This window comes from Yersinia alsatica (assembly GCF_025133195.1).
GTDB classification, from domain to species: Bacteria; Pseudomonadota; Gammaproteobacteria; order Enterobacterales; family Enterobacteriaceae; genus Yersinia; species Yersinia alsatica.
Genome location: NZ_CP104006.1, coordinates 2,827,722 through 2,844,712, shown reverse-complemented (window position 1 = coordinate 2,844,712; position 16,991 = coordinate 2,827,722). Strand labels below are relative to the sequence as shown.

Below are 16,991 nucleotides of genomic sequence, written 5' to 3'. Positions count from 1 at the left end.
AACAACAATAAATTATTAGTTACTCTGCTCCCAGAGATACTCCATCACTGCTCTTTCTTTCAAAAATAGCTGCCATACCTGATACTTTATTGCTGGATCCTACCCCTTTCCACCACCGCCGCAATCTCATCCAGCACATCATGCATCAGTTGCACATCATCAATGGTGTAAGTGCCATCCAGCATATCTGACCACCTTGCCAGCGGCGGGCAGTGTTGCCCGGCACCAGCGCAAGGTCGCCATAAGAACCAATCTATACGGGAACGTCCTGAGCTTTGCTTTTCTCGCTTTCCTCCCCGCTGCTGAGTTGCCAAAAAGGGCCGATATTTTCCCTCAGTACCAGTCCCAGCAGCACCAAATAATTATGTGCCTCATCCTGAAACAGGTTTTCGGCAACCGGTACATTATCCGACTGACGAATGATATTGCCGTTTTTCAAGCATAAATCCCGCAGACGATTAAGGCTCATGCTGTCCACCGATGCGAGACTCGCTGCCAGCCCCATAATACCCACATTGGGATTGATCGCCGGTAACAAACCAGACTTAGCGGCGATTTGCAGCATTTCCACCTGATCTCTGGCCGGCGATGTTGCCCCTCGGAAAAGGGTGTCACCGATCATAACTTCAATTTGACGCCCCATAATTAGGTTTCCTCAGAGTCTGCAAATTCAAAAATAAATTGTTCATCTGACACACCGCTTTTACCGGCACGCGTTGCCGAACCGCGGTTGGTCATGATGCCGTCGAAACCGGCAAAGCGTTCGTCGGTACCGGTCTGTGAAAAGGTAAAGGTGGCATCAATACCTGATTTTTCCACCGCCAATAACTGACGAGCCTGAATTGAGCCGGGTATCAAATTAATAGTTAATCGCTTGGCGCGAGTTTTATTATCCAGACGAACGGAAGTTGCCCCGATACCTCGCTTTAAAACGGCTCGCGGCTCTAAATCTTCAATGGTGATAGGTGGGTCCGTATCGCCAAAATCATCAATAGGAATACCAAAGACGGTTAAATTTGAGCCGTCAGCACCATATCTGTGCATGGTCATAAGGGATTACTCCACGGTGGCATTAATTTCAGCAATATGGCCAGCACGGCCTAAAATCACTAAAAGAGTAGTTAACGGGTAAACACGTTTTTTGCGTTGGTCTGAGGTCAAAGAAAGCACATCTTCTGGGCGGGAACGGATAACAAAGCCAAAATCAGCCACTTTTGTCACGCCATCATCGGGATCAACATAAGAGCCGGTACCGAGCACACCATTATTGAAAAAACGCTTACAAGTCGTAGCCACCGTCGATAGCAACCCGTCATAGTCCCGTGGTGTCAACGCACGCTTAGTGCCAACGTTAGCAATATAGTTGTAGCCATCTACCTGAATGTGGTTTTTCAGTACATCCAGATTAATCACATCATCAATAAATTCGCCGTAAGATGACATCGATTTGCTATTAATCACCCTGCTGTTATCAATCTGACCGGCCAATTCTATTTTGGTAAAAAACACGGCGTTCTTGGCTTTTAAGGCATTATAAGCACTGGTCGCCATATCATCGCCAATAACACCGGGTAATACCTGATACTCACCGGTAATAGCGGTATTTAAACCTGTTGGTCTGAATTTATGGAATGCTGCGGCTAACTGCACCATCGAATAGGCTTGTGTGGGGTCGGTAGTGACTGACTCGGTAGTTTTATATCCGGCAAACACATGACGGTTACCTTTGCTTTTCAGTACGGATATCACATCATCAGTTTTATTTTGATCGATAATTTCGCCATCACTGAATGTCCACCAAATCGGGTGGCTATTAGCATCTGACCAATCAGCTAACTGAATAATAATCTCATTGGAAATCATATCTTCAATTTTGAAAAAGTAGTGATAGCGCCAGATTCGATCAGTGGCGCTATTGACTATTTCCAGCAGTGAATGCTCATCGTTTTTCATCCAAACGGTCATTTGTGGCGGCTTGGGAATTTGTGAAAAATAGCGGGTGGCAATGTAATAAATTGGGCTGTCAGTTTTGAAATCGGCACCGAGTTCTGGCAATGATGCATAGTCACGGAATGAATCTGCATCAAACTCACTTCCCTCAACTAAATCAGACAGATCAGCAAAAACCAGTGCGCTGGAAAAATCACCGTACCCCAACCCTGCTGCCGTTAGAATAAGATTGACGGGGATAATGTTATCAACCGGATAAGCCATAAGAGCAGTCTCTTTCTCTAATTTGAATGTCAAACCCTGCCGCCCTTAACAGGGCGTAGGATACGGTTTTCTCAATGAATATATGGATGTCAGCCTGATAGCGTGGCTGCAGCCCAGCTTGCAATAAGCCAGTGAGATTTCGAAAGTTGCTGGAGAACCGCCAGGCGATTTTATGGCGGAACAGATAGTCACTGACTGGCGTCACGAAATTGGCGTTAGCTAAATGCATAGCGGCGGTTGCCGCGCCCGTATTGAGCAAATTCACCGACAGCAAAAACTCCATTGATGTACAGGCTGTTTCTTGCAAGTCTTGCCACTCCTCCCCTAGCGCCGGATCAGTTTCAGCAATCGCCGGGATAAATTCGCGCTTGCGCCGCGTTTGCCCATAGGCCCGAATCGGCACCGGGTTATAAGTGGCATATAAGCTATTACCGATTGGTGGGTTACGGCCTTGATCGGCTAATACAACACGTTCGAGGGGGACTGCAGCGGCGAGTGAAATGAGTTGCTGAAATACCGGATACATCTCTTCAATGGTTTCCATTAGCCTGCTCCTCGATAGCGTTCAACTACGGCGCGGCAAAAACTTCGCCAAGGCCGGTTATCACAGGAAGCCACCCGCCATTGTCGCATTGCTAATCCATCGCTGAATTCGAGTAAATCGCTAAATTTCCCTTCGTCATCGGGCCAGAGATAATGCACACCATCGTTGATGTGCACCACTCGCAGATCCTGCGGGTTAGCCGTGCCGCCCATGCCGATCAGCATTTGAATATCTTTCCATTTTGCCGACTGCACATTCACCTTCTGCAATTCGGTGACCTGCGGTTCCCCCTGCTGCCAAATACCACCGGGGCCGCTATAGTCACCGGCAGTCGGTCGAATCAACCGAATACCGCCCTCAATAGGCGAATTAAAGGTGGCATCAATATGCCCGTGCATATCCAGACCATTACCGAACATGATTAATCCTCCACGATATGAGTCATTGCGCCTTTTAAATCGCCATGCCTGATAAGCGGTGTTGACGAGCCTTTAGCTGCTACAGTGGAATCAGCATTTTTGGGCTGAATACCTGCTTCAATCGCTTCTTGGCAATAACCCACCGCACGCGCACCAATTTGATCCAGCATTTGGAAAGCAGTGATCTCACCACGCGTGACCTGAGCAGTAAGTGCACGGAAACCTTTTTTAATATTGTCCTGATTTTGGCGAAGCGGTACACGAAGGAATGAACGCTCGGGAATACGCCCGTCAGCGGAACCAAATTCCTGTACCGCTCCAATCACCACGATAGGCACACCATCTTCATAAATACCCGCACCTTCCGGCAGCCCCACCAGCACTCGACGTTTTGCCGTGACTCGGTCATGAATCTGACGCAATTTCTGCGCCAGTTTATTCCCACCCCGAACTTCAGCTCGCAATTTCATACCATCATGCCTCCGGTACCGGCCCGGCGACGCAATCGCAGAAACTCCACTCCGTAGGTGGTCAGTGGCAAGTCACCGTTGATATTGAGATCGTCTGCTGTCACTGCAGGAACGGCAAAAGAGGTCGACTCATCCCCCACTGATTTCGATGAGATAGCATAAGCTGCTCCGACATCACCACTGATGGCCCTTTTGCGCATCACCAGCCGATGAGCAGCAAAGGCAAACAAGCCGCGCTTTTTGATTGATGCCGGACGAGCATTATATTTCAGCCAACGTTTGCCCGTTTCCGAGTCGCCCTCCTCCAATGCCTGTATGACTGTTTGTTCGGCCCACAAAGTAATATCGCTGAATTCGGGGTAATACTCGCGAAAGTCAGCCACAATTTGCGCACTAATATCCACATCGCCCCCTAAAGCAAAAACCCGTCACGCGGACGGGTTATCAATGTTATCGGTATCATCCGCTGGGTTTGCCGGCTCGGTGGTATCGTTGTGCGCTAACTCGTTTTTTTTGCTATCAATCGCCTTTTGCAAGGTTATCGCTTTAGCCGCCGAGGGGGCTTTTTTACCGAATAAGTCTTCATATTCATCACGCACCGCAGTGATATCCAGCTCACTATCATCAGCATGCTCATTAAATGGCTCATCGAATCGCTCGGCACGCATCATGCCCGCCTGAGTAAATAAGTGACGGATAAAATCGCCATTCACCACCGCAGAATGGCCGACAGCAATCGTGATGCGTTGGTCGGTTTTATCATCAGTGACCGTCAACGGCGAAGTATGCAAGTTAGTTAATTCAAACATGATTAAACCCCATCCACATAGTGAGCTGCTTTAGGAATACGCCATTCCGTACCACCGGTACGCAAAATAGCTGGCACTTTGAAATTAACGTTGTCTGGTGTGGCTGGCGCCAGAAAACGCAACGGCATCACGTCATGGCCTTTCACTACCCGCATATCTTTTTTGTACACCATCAGGCGATCTTTCCCCGCGGCCCCGGCACTGGCCAGCAAGATATCATCGTCGAAGTCCATATCTTTGAAGTTGGTACGTAGGAATTCCAACAACGTGACGTTTGAAGCGTTATGGGTAGAGAGCAAGGTACGCATCAGTAACTGATGTTGTTCCGAGGGCAGAATAAAACCATTTGGCCGATGAACTGTGACGGTGTTTTTCAAGTACACCTGATTATAAGCAGCACCAAAGAAATCGATGATCGGCTGAGTACCCTTGGTAGGAATATCCGCGACCAACTCGACCAAGGTTGCCGGAGCCGCCTCAATGCCCACATTGGAGCTGGTATATAGCCCTTCACCAATGTCATTGTGGCCTAACAAGTAGATCTTATTCAGACCTTGTTCAACGACATCACGTACTGCCTGACCCCGTTCAGCATCCAGATTGACGTTATTGAGCATGGCAAAACCAATTTCCTCAATGGAGTAGGTGTAACCCAATGCTGCAGTTTTAATTTCATGGAAGCCCTGATTCATGGCGATATCCACGGTTGGTACATCAGTCGAGTTCGGACCAAATACTTGCAACTCACCACGAGCATCAATCGAGCGAAACGCCACCACTTTTACCCAGTCAGGTGCACTGTTATCCAGCGGTAATATTGTGCTGTATTTAAACTGCGGATACTCCAGACGGTAAATTTCTGATTCAATATGCGCGGCTTGTTGCACCAAAAAAGAGAGCGCCGATACCGGGCTGACGTCAAATACACTTTGTTTCATGAATATTTTCCTTTAAATTTTATTCGCCGCCAGCAGCCGGCGTTGACGCTAAAATGCCATCAACGCGAATTTCGCCCACTTCACCTGCGACAACATCATCAATCCAGCGGACAAAATCCAATTCAACTCCAGAACCACCGGTAGTTAATCGGCCCTGATTTGCCCCTAATGCCGTAATTACTGTGACTGAGTCACCTGCGTTGGCACCATCGACACACAAAGCGAACATCGGCCCACGCCGCAGTAACGACGCCACATGATCAACGTCATAGCCCACTTCATAATCTGGTGGATTGGTAGGTACACTGTTACTAAATACCGCCATTGAACGGACGCTGAATCCGATGATTTGTGCGGCGGTGGTATCTGGTGTTACTGGGGCACAAGAGCGCGCCCCAACACCACGGATAGCGGCTCGACCAAAAGGCAGTATTTTTGCTTCCACCCGGCGGGATACCACTTCACAAACATCAGTAGTTGAAATTTGCCCCTCGTAAGCCTTGCCGCGCCACTTAGTAAATTCACTCTGAGCAATAGCCATTATTTATTCTCCGGTTGTTTGCCATAGCGTTTGTCTAACCAGCTCTGACGAACGCTGTCACGGGTGTTTTGCGCATCCCCCGTTTTAACTTTCTTCATATCGCGGCCCAAATTGATGATGGAATCATTCACGTCATTTTTATCGTCAGGATCATCGTCATCCTCATTTTCCCGACGCTCTTCTTCCGCATCGAAATAAGCTGATACGTAAGTATCTGGCGCTTTATCCCATGAGGTATATTTGCGGCATTTGATACCAGCGCTATCCAGCGCGGCACGTTTGATTTTCAGGGGCACTACGGAGTCACAGGTAAAATATGCACCTGCAATTTTGATAGCGGAATCACGAGCCGCGACAACATCAGCCAATTGTTTAGCAATCGAATCCTCAGAAGATTTTTCTTTTAGCTGTTCAATTTCTTCATCTTTTGCATCGGTCTTTGCTTCTGCTTCTTGCAGCTTCTGTTCTGCTTCATCTTTGGCAGCTTCGGCTTTTTCCTGCCCTTGTTCCGCATCCGTGACACGCTTGTTTAACGCATCCATAGAAGATTGGATCAGCTGCTGGGTAGCCTCATCAGCCACCTCGATGCGCACGCCGGAATCCAGCACAACTTTATACATGGGGTTTACTCCCTTGGGTTTACGGTCAAATAACCGCGCCATGTGTCCGGCTCTGGCCTGATCACACAGTGCGATATGGTTGATGGTGATGGTGCATTGAATAAATTCGTAGGCAGTACCACAGGGGGCGATACCGGGTGCATAGCGATATTCGGAGGTGTAGCCGGCGGATAACTCCTCTTTATCTTGATTGATGGCATCAATGGCGTATTGATCTTTTATCAGAAGATCAACCACCACATAGTCAGGGTCATCGGTATCCTGGCGTCCCGGCGAAATCGCGTGCCCGGCGGTGACCTGTTTAAACGTTTGGGCATTCACCAAGTCATCAGGATGATCAATGGTGACGTCTTTATTGTCATAACTGGCAAGACTGTCCGGATCAAACACCTCCACAGGTGGTCGGTAAACATTGACGATTTGACCGGGTGGCCTGTCGGTTAATCCCAGTTCAGAGGCGAGATATTGCTGCACACCGACGCGCGCAACCCGCCCGGGGACTTTTAAATAGCCCTCAGGGGTGATTTCTCGTTGGGAGTTAATCGGAAAGGACACGCGGTCACGAACGGTGATCCGCATAATAAATCCTGTTAGTAATCAAGCCCCTTTATTTGGGGTATAGCATGACAGCGGCAACCGATATGAGCTCTGCCGGGGAGTAGTCCTGTTTCACCGTTATAAGCCGCCCCTCGTGACCAAAGATAAATGCCCGCTCCATAACCCACATTGACGCGAGAAATCTCAAAGCATTTGATTTTAGCCCGCGGATATTTACCTGCTGGGTTACCGGATACCCGAACATCTTGCGAGGTAGACCAGCGGAAACGGTCAATCCCCGCGCTCACCTGACGAGTGTGGGTGATATCACTACGAATTCTGGCTGTTTGGTCACGAGAAATAAGATGCGCCCGTTGATAAGTCGCCCCGGTTACTTGTTGGATATTTCTGACCATTGTCGTGAGCGAGTCACCACGCATAATGCTATCCATCACTTCCCGCTGAATATCATCGAAATAATCAGAGGACAGCGATTTAATCAGGGCAACATTGCTTTCGACCGAGGCATCGAAATAATCCACTAATGACTCATTAACCATAAGTGAGGTCATATCAATACCGATAGCGCGATTGATTTGCTCAACAAACGCCGCTGAACTTTCGGACTCCGCACGACTAACCACTCGCTGGGCTAATCGGTCGGCCTGACGGCCCATCACTGAGCTATTAAATTTGTCGGCAGCCTGTCTGATTGACTCTTTAATGATATCGACCAAATAACTATCAGCCGTGTAATTACGCCGCAGAACTGGTGTTAATACCTCATCGACGGACTGAGCCATCAATCGCACCATCTCGCGCAACTGAGCACGATAGTAGCGCTCGGTTTCATCCGTCTGTTTAACTGGCCTGAGTTGTGCCTTCCTGCGTGGTGGCTGGTTTTTTATCATCGCCTGGAGTGTCGCCAAGCCTGAATTGATAATCACCTTGCCGTTCGGCGGATTCGTCGTCTTCAAGTCGGGTGATGTCATCTTCTTGAATACCATAAACGCCTTGCTCCATCAGCTTACGGGCCACCTGTGATGGCAATACCACCTTTTGATTCAGGCGAATATCATCAGCCTGTGCATCAGCCAGTCGCTGGGCAGATATCTCGGTATCAGTCGGTTGCGACAGTGGCGCAAAGGTAAAGTCCAGACCATCGGGCATGGTGCCTAATGTTGAACGCACCAATACCTCATCCAATTTTTTCAGAAATGGACGGTATTTAGCTTCCTGATCCCCTTTGATGGTATTGAAATAATTGTTCTGGTCACCCTGTCCCGAATCCCCCATTCCTTTGGCTTGCACACCAAATATGCGTGTCATCGGAATACCAGATGCGCCAGCCGTCCACTCCATTAGCACCGCCAACACTTCGCCCAAACCGCCGAATGAGATTTGCTTGCGATCAAGGGTCTCTTTGGAATCCAGCAACGCCAGTCGAAATAGCGATTTCATCATGCCAAAAGTGTTATAGCGTTTGGCTATGGCTTCATCCATATCGCCAGAAGCTAAATCAGTGGCTAAATTTTCTTTGCTGATGGTGTCGATATTCGCTTCCAGGATCAGTGAGGAAATCCCCCCTTTGGCAGCGACCGCATCTTTCACATCTTCAAGGCAGCGCCTCAAGCGGCTATCATCCCAACCGCCGTTAATCATGCGTAAGCGCATGGGCAAAGCTGCGCCCGGTGCGCGCACAAAATGGCTGAAATGAATTTTTTGCTGACCACCATTAACTAAATAGTATTCCGGCTGCATAAAGTTCTCAGCCAACGGGTTAGAAACGTTGTATTCCTGCCCGTTGACCAACATGCGATCCAGAACCAATAAGCGTTTAAGTGAGTCTTTCTTGATATTCTTCAATTCCAACTCATGAGACAGATCCTGATCGGTCAGCATCAATACTCCCGCCCCACCATACAACCCAGCCCATTTAAAGGACTCTTGAGTTATCCCTTGAATATTAAAATGGTTCTCAGCATTGCGCAGAGCCGTGGCATCATCGGAAGGAAATGACCGCCATTCACGCGTTGCATCATCAACCGGAATATCAATAATTGACCGGGCAATCCAGTTTTCGGTATAAGCCGCCTCCAGCTCGGCAAAATCTTGCATCGCACCATACATAAAGCGGCTATACATACGCCTGTCGCGGTCTGTTCCCATCCCCGTCATGACATTCGATAAACCATCAGCAGTCAGGCGAATCCGGGGTTTACCGCCAAAATCCAGTTTTTCACTCATCGTTAAACCCACTTGTCATAACTGATGCTGCCACCAGCAATTAATTCGATCTCTATCGAATCCATGATTGTGTCGAGAATATCGTCGTTTTTATGGCTATCATCAGCCGAGAAGTCAGCGCATTCGGTCAGTGTAGGCACAACCCAATCAGTCGAGGCGGCAACCGCGCCATCCCAGTAATACACCTGCGGGATTTTTTGACCGTCGTCGGTCATCAGTGCCGGAATATAGACGCAGCCAGTTTTCATTTGCGGAATAGTATTCAGGCAGCGGATCAGCTTGTTTTGGCCTGAGCCGCGCGGGATGGTTAGGATGGGAATGCTTTTACGTTTTACCAGCGTGGTAATCAGACCTTGCCCAGCCTGCTTATCCTCGATGCCCATATGGCGTAATGGCGCAGGGCGTTTTGGATTATACGGCCGCCATTTCTCCCATAAGTCTTGGGCAGTGGTCAGTAAGTCTTCCGGGTCCCACCGCCCACGTACGCTATCGATAATGTAGAGATTGCCATCTACGCCAATCCCCACAAGGGTAAAAACGGTATAGTCGTTGTAATCTTCGATTTTGCCGGAGTTGGTATCAACATAAACGGCGCGGTGAGTCAGTGGGGGTAAATGGGTGTAACGTTTGAACCAATCGGTATCAATTAACCCGCCAGTCAATGCGCGTGGGCGCTGCATATATTGCGACATGAAAGTGTATTCGTCGCTTTCCCACAACCGTAGCAAATCACCAACATATTCGTTTACCGGCCAATAAGACCAATACCGCACCCCGCCGACCACCACACTTTCACTATTTTTAACCGAGAACCAGCACTGCGAGCGCCACGGCTCCGGCAATGCATCGATGTATTCTTCACTGACCAGCGCCGGAATGGTGATGTGGTGAAAATCCACCCCCATCTTACCGGACAGCATAAATCCGGTGGCGTCATCGGTATGTAACCGCTGCTGGATAGAAACAAAGGGTGTCGGGTGCTCTTTGCTCTTATCACCGCGTCGTGAGCGGATGGTGTTCACCAAAATACGGTTAGCACTGGCCCGTTTGGTGGCCGAAAACATATCTTCGGGTTTGTTGTAATCATCCAGCCCGACAAAGCCGGAAAAATCAGGGCCGGGGAAACCCGCACGACCGCCGGTTAATTGCCCACCGCTGGAGCGTGAAACCGTCTGCCCCACCATTCGGCCCCGACTATTAACGATTTCCCACTCTTCCGCCTGATTAATACCAAAGCGGCAAGGCCACAGTGATTGATACTCAGGGCTGGCGATAATATCGCGAGCGCGGCGGCTATTACGTTTTACCAGTGTGTCAGCAAACGATACATTGAGATTTCGAAAGCGCCGTAACTGGCCGGTCTGCACCAACATATTGATATAGGCTGGCAGATGAACCGAAATAAACTCAGTTTTAGTCCCGCCTGGCGGCACGTTCACAATCAGGTTACGCGGTTGCAGCCGGTTATTGACCAAATCATCCAGCTTTGAGGCCATCATTTTATGATGCCAGTTCACCAATAGCCGGTCACTCTGCAACAGCTCAAACCAAATGCGGGTAAAGTTAAGAAATGATTTTTCAGACCGGGATTTCAAGGCGACACGCGACGGGAAATCCAGATTTTCCCATTCGAGAATATCGCTCATGTGGTGATCCTGCGGGTTGGTTTTATTTCGCCAATTTGTGAACTGATTAACACAATGACTGAGTCTCAAGGAAAAGACGTCAGCTTAATGTAATAATCTCACTTTCTAGTCATGCTTAAATATCCTCTTTTCTGGACAAAGATGTGCCAGACCTTGGGTTCTTCTCTTTCTCTTGGTCATTCTATACTTGAGATTCGCCGACAATTCTACTGTATGCAAATTAACCTTCTGTTTGGACGCATTTCTATCTTAAGCAATATGTTAACTTTCATATAAATCATAATTTATTGTAATTAAAAGGAAAGTTTGATGGATGTTGAGATTAATTACTGTAATAACATTGATAAAGCAAAAATACTCATTTCAGAAGGTAAGTTAAATATTAAATTTGCGCCCAATGGCACAGGGAAAAGCACTATTGCTAGGGCAATACAGTATAGCCAAACTCAAAATCAACAATCCTTACAACTGTTACTACCCTTCAAATTTCGAACCAACAATCCTGATAATATACAACCTTTAGTGACCGGCACTGAAGCCCTGTCTCAGGTAATGTGCTTCAATGAAGAATACGTGAGCCAGTTTACATTTCAACCTGATGAACTAGTCAGCAATAGCTTTGATATCTTGATAAAAAATGATGCATACAGAGAGACAGAACGCGAAATAGAAGAAATAATTATCACTATCAGGCAAGTATTCACTGATAATCCTGACCTTGAAACCCTATTATCAAATCTTCAAGTGCTTGCTGACGCGTTCAAACTGACAAAAGCGGGACTTTCCAAATCTACAACTGGCATGAAAGGCCTATCATCCGGTAACAAAATAAAACATATACCTCTTGGATTGGAGTCTTACAAACCATTTATTCAAAGTGATAAAAGTGTTGACTGGATTTCGTGGCAGACAAAGGGACACGAAGATTTTAGCGCATTGTCCGACAATTGTTGTCCATTCTGCACTTCAGATGCTAGTGTGAAGAAAGAGCAAATTCAGAAAGTCAGTCAGGAATATGACAAAGCTGTCATTAAAAATCTGATTGGAATTATCAATGTTGTTAAAAGCCTAGGTGAGTATTTCTCTGAGGCTGCAAGAGAGAATCTTGCAACAATTACCAACCTTGAAAATGGACTAGAGAACCAGCATGAAACTTATATTATCACTATCAAGTCACAAACAGATGACCTTATCAAAAAGTTAAACACACTGAAAATGTTATCAGGTTTCCACTTTGAGGAAGGAGAAAACGTTGCAGAAAAATTGGCATCCTACATCCTAGACCTTAATTTTTTCACAGAGCTTCAGTCTACTAAAACCCAAGAAACCGTTGATAAAATTAATAGTTCTCTGAGTGGGCTTATAGTTCATGCTGGTAAACTTCAAGGGAAAATTAATCAACAAAGAAGTAAGATAAAAAAACTAATTGAGAAACATAAGAAAGATATTAACAACTTTCTATCTTATGCTGGATATCGATATAGAGTACAAATTATCGGTGACAGTATGCAGTCATGGCTAAAACTTCAGCATGTCGATCATGATGAATTCGTCAGTGGTGGAAGCCAACATTTGAGCTATGGTGAAAGAAACGCATTTGCAATCGTTTTATTTATGTATGAGTGTCTTGCAAAAAATCCTGGCCTTATAATATTGGATGACCCTATCTCCTCCTTTGATAAAAATAAAAAGTTCGCGATACTAGAAATGTTATTTCGCCGTGATTCGAAAGACTGTCTCAAAGGTAAAACTGTATTAATGCTAACCCATGACGTTGAACCAATTATTGACACATTAAAATCAGTCAAAAATCAGTTCAGCAATCAAGTATCAGCATCCTACCTACGACTCGATAATGATCAAATTTGTGAGCAGAGGATTAGTGAAAACGATATTAAGACTTTCGCCCAAATCTGCCAGTCGGTTACCGATTCAGAATATAATGATATTATTAAACTTATTTATCTAAGAAGACATTATGAAATTTTGGATGACAAAGGTGACGCCTATCAAGTTTTATCAAATATCCTCCATAAAAGAGAAAAACCTACCGATAGCCGGGAACCTCAGGATCAGAACCGCCAGCATCCAGAAATGGATAGTCTACGGGTAATTAAAGGCTGCGGCGAAATAAGCGAACGGATCAGCACATTTAATTATACTCGCATTCATGCCGAATTATCCGATGATGAAAATATTAGAGCCTTATACCGGAGTTGCCAAAGTGGATATGAAAAACTTCAGGTTTTCAGATTGTTCGATATGGATGTTAAAAATTCCGTTATCCAAAAGTTTATCAACGAAACCTACCACATTGAAAATGAATTTATCTGTCAATTAGACCCTACTCATTTTGACTTCATACCGGCATATGTGATCAAGGAATGTGATAAAATCGTTTTCTCAGAATCAACTGAGCCTGTCCTATAGAAGCAGTAATTTTACGGTTTTTTTATTCTTGTACTTTATATTTACAGTAACTCCCAGCCAGAAAAAATTGTGGGTGGGAGTTTATTAATCAGCCCCAAAAATCTGAGTTTCAATTTTTCTTACTCTTAGTGACTTCAATCCAATCCCGGCAATTTACCCTCTAACATCTGCTGAGCGTTCGCATAATCTTCTGGCGTGTAATTCACCTGGTTAATGGCACCGCCATCAGGGCCGCTGATTTCAGTTTTATTTTTCAGCATACCCAAATGCTGCCCGACCATTTTCAGTGCGTCGTCCTGATTACGGGTAATGACCTCTAAGCCAAACTTACCTTGCTTAACACCGGCATAAAGGCGGCGTGCCGAAACTGATAAATCCCGTGAATCATGAAAATGCGCCCTGCCTTGCCCCTCACCATTACAACGTGAGCAATCTGGACTGGGATCGAGCGTACTGTCAAAACCGTAACCGCCATCATCCAGTGGTGCAGGTTTACCGTTATTGGTTCTTTTCTCTGACTCTTCCTGATATTCCTGCTCGTTAATCCACTGGTATTTATTTTCAATCCCCCAACAGTGACGGCAACATAAACGGCGAAACTCTGAAATTTCGTTAGCGTTGGCTGTGGCAATATCCCACCACCAATTTAAAACAGCGTCCTGCGTGATGTGCGTCCGTTTCTCTCTGGCTTCCATTGAGTCACGTATGGCTTTGTTTACCGATACATGGCGATACAACCGACGGGCAGCGGCAGCACCGGTTAATCCCTCACATTTATATCCGGCCCGTTTATAAGCAGCTGTCTTATCCAAATCAATTAAATACTCACTGACAAATTTTGCCTGCATATCGTTTAGCCCATATCTACTGGCGATAGAGCAGCTTTCTTCAATTTGATTTTCAATTGGTGAGTAATTTGGATCGATTTGATTTTCAATTGGAGAAATTGATTTTTTAGCTTTGGTTCGCAGGTTCGCGTTTTGGTTCGCACCAGAGTTATGCGAACTTGTAGTATGAACTTTTTCGGGTTTAACCCATTCTTCTGATTTAGCCCTTTTCCGTATTGCTGTATCACTTACACCGTGCTTTTCAGCTAACGACCGAATTGAAAGTTGTCCGGCACAGTACTCGCGCTTTATCGCCTCCCAATCCGGCTTCTTCATTTTTTACTCACACAATTGGTGTTGAACCATTCCCAGTATATTCTGTTGACTCTCACATCAAAGAACTGGGAGGTTCAACATGTCAGGTTATTCAAACTTATGGCACAGCATAAAAAATCATATCAACGAAGTTCGTGGTATCAAAAACGTTGGCTACGCAGATGCAAATGACAGCCTAAAAGTCGATAACAGAACAATGCAGATATTTATACTGGATGTTTTCTTACATGAGCACCGTAAAAAATACGGTTCGGGTGTATTCCCTTTGCAAGGTAAGAATGCCCTGCACCACAAAATTCTGATGAAATACAAATGGCCACTGTCTGTTATACGGGAAATGAGCCTAAATGATTCCCTTTTTGTTCTTCAGGACGAGCTGATTCTTGCGAACCTACCAGAAGATGCTCAGAAGTATTTGTCGCATCAGGAAGGGACAGTTCAGATTGCTTTTGATGACTTACAGGAACATGAGTGGAAGCCGACGATTGCCGAAATATTCCTGCAAGTGCAAGAACGCTAACCTCGGGATGCTTATCACTCAATTCGGCAAGCCTTTCGTTCAGAGATGCTTGCTGATTCTCATTTGAAATAAGGTACCCGAGTTCCAATAGTTTCTGAGCTAACCAATTGCTCAACTCTCGATTATTCAGACTTCCGGCATAAATATAGGGCTGATCGTTCATATCATTTTCCTTATAGATGAAATGACAGTAGGTAACTATTGTTGAGGTTTTAAATGCTCCAGCAAGAAAATCATGGCTCGCGTGTCGCCTTTCTTGGCTTTGATAAACAGAGAATTGGATATATCCGCTATCCCTTTAGCTTTTCCTCTGCGAACGGCCAGCCGGTAAAGTGAGATTGCTGATTTATCCTTCCTTAAAATATCAATGTCGATTTCCAATGTGTCGGCTATCTGCTGTTCCGTTAATCCACGCCCTGCCAATGCCTCCACCTTATCTAGCGTCGGCTTATCCATCGTCATGCCCTCTTGGGATAGGGTTTATGACGTGAAAGCAGGATTTTTTTCATTTGCTTGTCGAGAGGCATCAGATATTTATGCTTGCCTGATGTTTTGAACTCTTGAGCATTGGGGTCTAAATGCTGTCTGACAGATTCAAGGCTTTGCTTTACCCCTTTAGCAGCAACACTGCGCGGGTGGGTTTTCTTACCGTTGATAATGAAAGCACCTAAGGTGCCTACACCAAATAGTCCTTCATATATCCAGTTGGTAGCCTGATAAATTCCGCCATGATGATTTTGGTCTTTATCTGCATAGGAGACTATTAGCCGCAGCCCCGGACAAACATCAGCGAGAAACTTAATCGCTTTAGCCAATATCTGACTAACCGGCGATATGTGTTGCCGTAATGCTACGCGGGTCAGTTCACACACTTGATCCTGCTGCAAGCTGTAAGGCTGCCCGATATGGTTATTGGCACCGCGGCTAAAAATAACGACACCAATAAATTTCCCATCCTCCCATGCCCCCACTTTTACCAATTTTCCCACTGGTACCGCTTTAGCATAATGCCAGTTAAGGCATGCAAAGCTGGCTGCCTGATGAGTGGCCCAATCCACTGTGAGTGATGTCATAGAACACCCCCACAATGTGGGCAAAGCTTGGTATCCAGATGGTCGAGCTTTCCCTGATCATTTTCGTTACCAGGCAAAAAATCGGCATTCAACATTTGATCTATCTCTTCTGATGAAAATCCAGTGAGAGAAAGATCAAAATTGTCTGCCAATAAATCACCCAGCTCTAGTGTTAATAGTTCCTGATCCCATCCGGCATTAAGCGGCAATTTATTGTCAGCAAGACGATAGGCTTTTTTCTCTGTTTCAGTTAATCCAACCAAAGTGATAGTTGGTACTTCTTTCGCATTTAATTGTTCTGCAGCTAATAAACGTCCATGGCCAGCAATCACCTCTCCCTTTTCATCAATCAATACCGGATTAGTCCAACCGTATTGCTTAATACTCGCAACGATTGTATTCACCTGCTCTGCTGAATGTGTTCTGGCATTTTTCACGTAAACAATCAACGAATTGAGAGGTTTGTAGACTATCTCCAATCTTTTCTGATTTTTCTCTATGGTCATTTTGCAAGTTCCAACTATTATGACCCTGCTCTCGAGAGCAAGTGGGCCTTGGTTCGTACTCATGACCTCAACTGTGGGTATGAATGGCCGTTAGTAGCTCCAACTACTCGCGGTCGCCCACCTTCCTAAATAAAAAAACCACCAGCAACCATGCTCAGGGTGAGCGGAAGGTGTTACTGATGGCTTTGCTTGCGCATTATCGATAATGCTCAATGAGTACCATCTGTAATGCAATAAGTATCATTGCTCTGTTAGAGATAGGGAAATCACGTGAAAATAAAAGAAATAATCATCAAAAATATTAGATGCCTTAG

The 16,991-nt window shown here is 45.9% G+C and carries 21 protein-coding genes; 2 read left to right on the top strand and 19 right to left on the bottom strand.

Annotation, left to right across the window (positions count from 1 at the left end; translation table 11 throughout):
- Nucleotides 1-86: 86 nt before the first annotated feature.
- The 15 genes from N0H69_RS22350 to terL all read right to left on the bottom strand — a co-directional run bounded on the left by N0H69_RS22350 (nucleotide 87) and on the right by terL (nucleotide 10,985).
- Nucleotides 87-185 (bottom strand): hypothetical protein, encoded by a 99-nt coding sequence (locus N0H69_RS22350; RefSeq protein WP_511262230.1) that lies wholly within the window; start codon nucleotides 183-185, stop codon nucleotides 87-89.
- A 68-nt stretch (nucleotides 186-253) separates the two neighbouring features.
- The gene (locus N0H69_RS12620; protein ID WP_050152189.1) at nucleotides 254-643 is read right to left on the bottom strand and encodes a hypothetical protein; all 390 of its coding nucleotides are present in this window, start codon (nucleotides 641-643) and stop codon (nucleotides 254-256) included.
- A gap of 2 nt (nucleotides 644-645) precedes the next feature.
- A complete protein-coding gene (locus tag N0H69_RS12615; protein ID WP_004712345.1) occupies nucleotides 646-1,050 on the bottom strand; it encodes a hypothetical protein in 405 nt (134 codons plus the stop codon).
- A gap of 6 nt (nucleotides 1,051-1,056) precedes the next feature.
- Entirely contained in the window at nucleotides 1,057-2,214 is a 1,158-nt protein-coding gene (locus N0H69_RS12610) for a DUF3383 family protein (RefSeq protein WP_050152190.1), read from the bottom strand.
- On the bottom strand, nucleotides 2,198-2,758 hold the full coding sequence (locus N0H69_RS12605; protein WP_050152191.1) for a phage neck terminator protein: 561 nt from the start codon (nucleotides 2,756-2,758) through the stop codon (nucleotides 2,198-2,200). Before N0H69_RS12605 ends, N0H69_RS12610 begins: the two co-directional genes overlap by 17 nt.
- Nucleotides 2,758-3,177 carry a hypothetical protein gene (locus N0H69_RS12600; protein ID WP_050152192.1) on the bottom strand — a complete coding sequence of 140 codons (420 nt, stop codon included), beginning with the start codon at nucleotides 3,175-3,177 and terminating at the stop codon, nucleotides 2,758-2,760. The genes N0H69_RS12605 and N0H69_RS12600 overlap by 1 nt, the downstream gene beginning before the upstream one ends.
- 2 nt (nucleotides 3,178-3,179) lie before the next feature.
- Nucleotides 3,180-3,647, bottom strand: a complete 468-nt coding sequence (locus N0H69_RS12595; RefSeq protein ID WP_050152193.1) for a hypothetical protein — start codon at nucleotides 3,645-3,647, stop codon at nucleotides 3,180-3,182.
- Nucleotides 3,644-4,051 (bottom strand): DUF4054 domain-containing protein, encoded by a 408-nt coding sequence (locus tag N0H69_RS12590; RefSeq protein WP_050152194.1) that lies wholly within the window; start codon nucleotides 4,049-4,051, stop codon nucleotides 3,644-3,646. Before N0H69_RS12590 ends, N0H69_RS12595 begins: the two co-directional genes overlap by 4 nt.
- Before the next feature lie 24 nt (nucleotides 4,052-4,075).
- Nucleotides 4,076-4,456 carry a hypothetical protein gene (locus N0H69_RS12585; protein ID WP_050152195.1) on the bottom strand — a complete coding sequence of 127 codons (381 nt, stop codon included), beginning with the start codon at nucleotides 4,454-4,456 and terminating at the stop codon, nucleotides 4,076-4,078.
- 2 nt (nucleotides 4,457-4,458) lie between these two features.
- Entirely contained in the window at nucleotides 4,459-5,394 is a 936-nt protein-coding gene (locus tag N0H69_RS12580) for a DUF2184 domain-containing protein (RefSeq protein WP_050152196.1), read from the bottom strand.
- A gap of 19 nt (nucleotides 5,395-5,413) precedes the next feature.
- Nucleotides 5,414-5,935, bottom strand: a complete 522-nt coding sequence (locus tag N0H69_RS12575) for a structural cement protein Gp24 (protein WP_050152197.1) — start codon at nucleotides 5,933-5,935, stop codon at nucleotides 5,414-5,416.
- Nucleotides 5,935-7,134: a DUF2213 domain-containing protein gene (locus tag N0H69_RS12570; RefSeq protein ID WP_050152198.1), complete on the bottom strand. Its 1,200-nt coding sequence runs from the start codon at nucleotides 7,132-7,134 to the stop codon at nucleotides 5,935-5,937. Before N0H69_RS12570 ends, N0H69_RS12575 begins: the two co-directional genes overlap by 1 nt.
- Before the next feature lie 11 nt (nucleotides 7,135-7,145).
- Nucleotides 7,146-8,003: a phage minor head protein gene (locus tag N0H69_RS12565; protein ID WP_253271956.1), complete on the bottom strand. Its 858-nt coding sequence runs from the start codon at nucleotides 8,001-8,003 to the stop codon at nucleotides 7,146-7,148.
- Nucleotides 7,954-9,339 (bottom strand): DUF1073 domain-containing protein, encoded by a 1,386-nt coding sequence (locus tag N0H69_RS12560; protein ID WP_004712354.1) that lies wholly within the window; start codon nucleotides 9,337-9,339, stop codon nucleotides 7,954-7,956. The genes N0H69_RS12565 and N0H69_RS12560 overlap by 50 nt, the downstream gene beginning before the upstream one ends.
- Nucleotides 9,340-9,341: 2 nt before the next feature.
- Nucleotides 9,342-10,985 carry a phage terminase large subunit gene (terL, locus tag N0H69_RS12555; protein WP_050152199.1) on the bottom strand — a complete coding sequence of 548 codons (1,644 nt, stop codon included), beginning with the start codon at nucleotides 10,983-10,985 and terminating at the stop codon, nucleotides 9,342-9,344.
- A 309-nt stretch (nucleotides 10,986-11,294) separates the two neighbouring features.
- Here terL and N0H69_RS12550 point away from each other — a divergent pair, with 309 nt between their 5' ends.
- A complete protein-coding gene (locus tag N0H69_RS12550; RefSeq protein ID WP_050152200.1) occupies nucleotides 11,295-13,415 on the top strand; it encodes an AAA family ATPase in 2,121 nt (706 codons plus the stop codon).
- Nucleotides 13,416-13,549: 134 nt separating this feature from the next.
- Here N0H69_RS12550 and N0H69_RS12545 read toward each other — a convergent pair whose 3' ends face one another.
- The gene (locus N0H69_RS12545; protein ID WP_253272090.1) at nucleotides 13,550-14,263 is read right to left on the bottom strand and encodes a terminase small subunit; all 714 of its coding nucleotides are present in this window, start codon (nucleotides 14,261-14,263) and stop codon (nucleotides 13,550-13,552) included.
- Nucleotides 14,264-14,657: 394 nt separating this feature from the next.
- Here N0H69_RS12545 and N0H69_RS12540 point away from each other — a divergent pair, with 394 nt between their 5' ends.
- Entirely contained in the window at nucleotides 14,658-15,098 is a 441-nt protein-coding gene (locus N0H69_RS12540) for an ECs1072 family phage-associated protein (RefSeq protein ID WP_050121154.1), read from the top strand.
- Nucleotides 15,099-15,296: 198 nt separating this feature from the next.
- Here the strand turns inward: N0H69_RS12540 and N0H69_RS12535 are convergent, their stop codons facing one another.
- Genes N0H69_RS12535 through N0H69_RS12525 form a run of 3 tightly spaced genes read right to left on the bottom strand, consistent with a single transcriptional unit; the run spans nucleotide 15,297 to nucleotide 16,677 of the window.
- A complete protein-coding gene (locus tag N0H69_RS12535) occupies nucleotides 15,297-15,554 on the bottom strand; it encodes a hypothetical protein (protein WP_050121153.1) in 258 nt (85 codons plus the stop codon).
- A 2-nt stretch (nucleotides 15,555-15,556) separates the two neighbouring features.
- A complete protein-coding gene (locus N0H69_RS12530; RefSeq protein WP_050152202.1) occupies nucleotides 15,557-16,171 on the bottom strand; it encodes a Mom family adenine methylcarbamoylation protein in 615 nt (204 codons plus the stop codon).
- A complete protein-coding gene (locus N0H69_RS12525) occupies nucleotides 16,168-16,677 on the bottom strand; it encodes a ParB/Srx family N-terminal domain-containing protein (protein ID WP_072077699.1) in 510 nt (169 codons plus the stop codon). The genes N0H69_RS12530 and N0H69_RS12525 overlap by 4 nt, the downstream gene beginning before the upstream one ends.
- Between the last annotated feature and the right edge of the window lie 314 nt (nucleotides 16,678-16,991).

Bases quoted from the DNA above. Each gene is read 5' to 3' on its own strand.
- N0H69_RS12570 (WP_050152198.1), bottom strand. From the start codon at position 7,134: ATGCGGATCACCGTTCGTGACCGCGTGTCCTTTCCGATTAACTCCCAA.
- N0H69_RS12550 (WP_050152200.1), top strand. From the start codon at position 11,295: ATGGATGTTGAGATTAATTACTGTAATAACATTGATAAAGCAAAAATA.
- N0H69_RS12585 (WP_050152195.1), bottom strand. From the start codon at position 4,456: ATGTTTGAATTAACTAACTTGCATACTTCGCCGTTGACGGTCACTGAT.
- N0H69_RS12545 (WP_253272090.1), bottom strand. From the start codon at position 14,263: ATGCAGGCAAAATTTGTCAGTGAGTATTTAATTGATTTGGATAAGACA.
- N0H69_RS12595 (WP_050152193.1), bottom strand. From the start codon at position 3,647: ATGAAATTGCGAGCTGAAGTTCGGGGTGGGAATAAACTGGCGCAGAAA.
- N0H69_RS12530 (WP_050152202.1), bottom strand. From the start codon at position 16,171: ATGACATCACTCACAGTGGATTGGGCCACTCATCAGGCAGCCAGCTTT.
- N0H69_RS12560 (WP_004712354.1), bottom strand. From the start codon at position 9,339: ATGAGTGAAAAACTGGATTTTGGCGGTAAACCCCGGATTCGCCTGACT.
- N0H69_RS12565 (WP_253271956.1), bottom strand. From the start codon at position 8,003: ATGATAAAAAACCAGCCACCACGCAGGAAGGCACAACTCAGGCCAGTT.
- N0H69_RS12615 (WP_004712345.1), bottom strand. From the start codon at position 1,050: ATGACCATGCACAGATATGGTGCTGACGGCTCAAATTTAACCGTCTTT.
- N0H69_RS22350 (WP_511262230.1), bottom strand. From the start codon at position 185: ATGCTGGATGGCACTTACACCATTGATGATGTGCAACTGATGCATGAT.
- terL (WP_050152199.1), bottom strand. From the start codon at position 10,985: ATGAGCGATATTCTCGAATGGGAAAATCTGGATTTCCCGTCGCGTGTC.
- N0H69_RS12600 (WP_050152192.1), bottom strand. From the start codon at position 3,177: ATGTTCGGTAATGGTCTGGATATGCACGGGCATATTGATGCCACCTTT.
- N0H69_RS12580 (WP_050152196.1), bottom strand. From the start codon at position 5,394: ATGAAACAAAGTGTATTTGACGTCAGCCCGGTATCGGCGCTCTCTTTT.
- N0H69_RS12605 (WP_050152191.1), bottom strand. From the start codon at position 2,758: ATGGAAACCATTGAAGAGATGTATCCGGTATTTCAGCAACTCATTTCA.
- N0H69_RS12620 (WP_050152189.1), bottom strand. From the start codon at position 643: ATGGGGCGTCAAATTGAAGTTATGATCGGTGACACCCTTTTCCGAGGG.
- N0H69_RS12610 (WP_050152190.1), bottom strand. From the start codon at position 2,214: ATGGCTTATCCGGTTGATAACATTATCCCCGTCAATCTTATTCTAACG.
- N0H69_RS12535 (WP_050121153.1), bottom strand. From the start codon at position 15,554: ATGGATAAGCCGACGCTAGATAAGGTGGAGGCATTGGCAGGGCGTGGA.
- N0H69_RS12525 (WP_072077699.1), bottom strand. From the start codon at position 16,677: ATGACCATAGAGAAAAATCAGAAAAGATTGGAGATAGTCTACAAACCT.
- N0H69_RS12540 (WP_050121154.1), top strand. From the start codon at position 14,658: ATGTCAGGTTATTCAAACTTATGGCACAGCATAAAAAATCATATCAAC.
- N0H69_RS12575 (WP_050152197.1), bottom strand. From the start codon at position 5,935: ATGGCTATTGCTCAGAGTGAATTTACTAAGTGGCGCGGCAAGGCTTAC.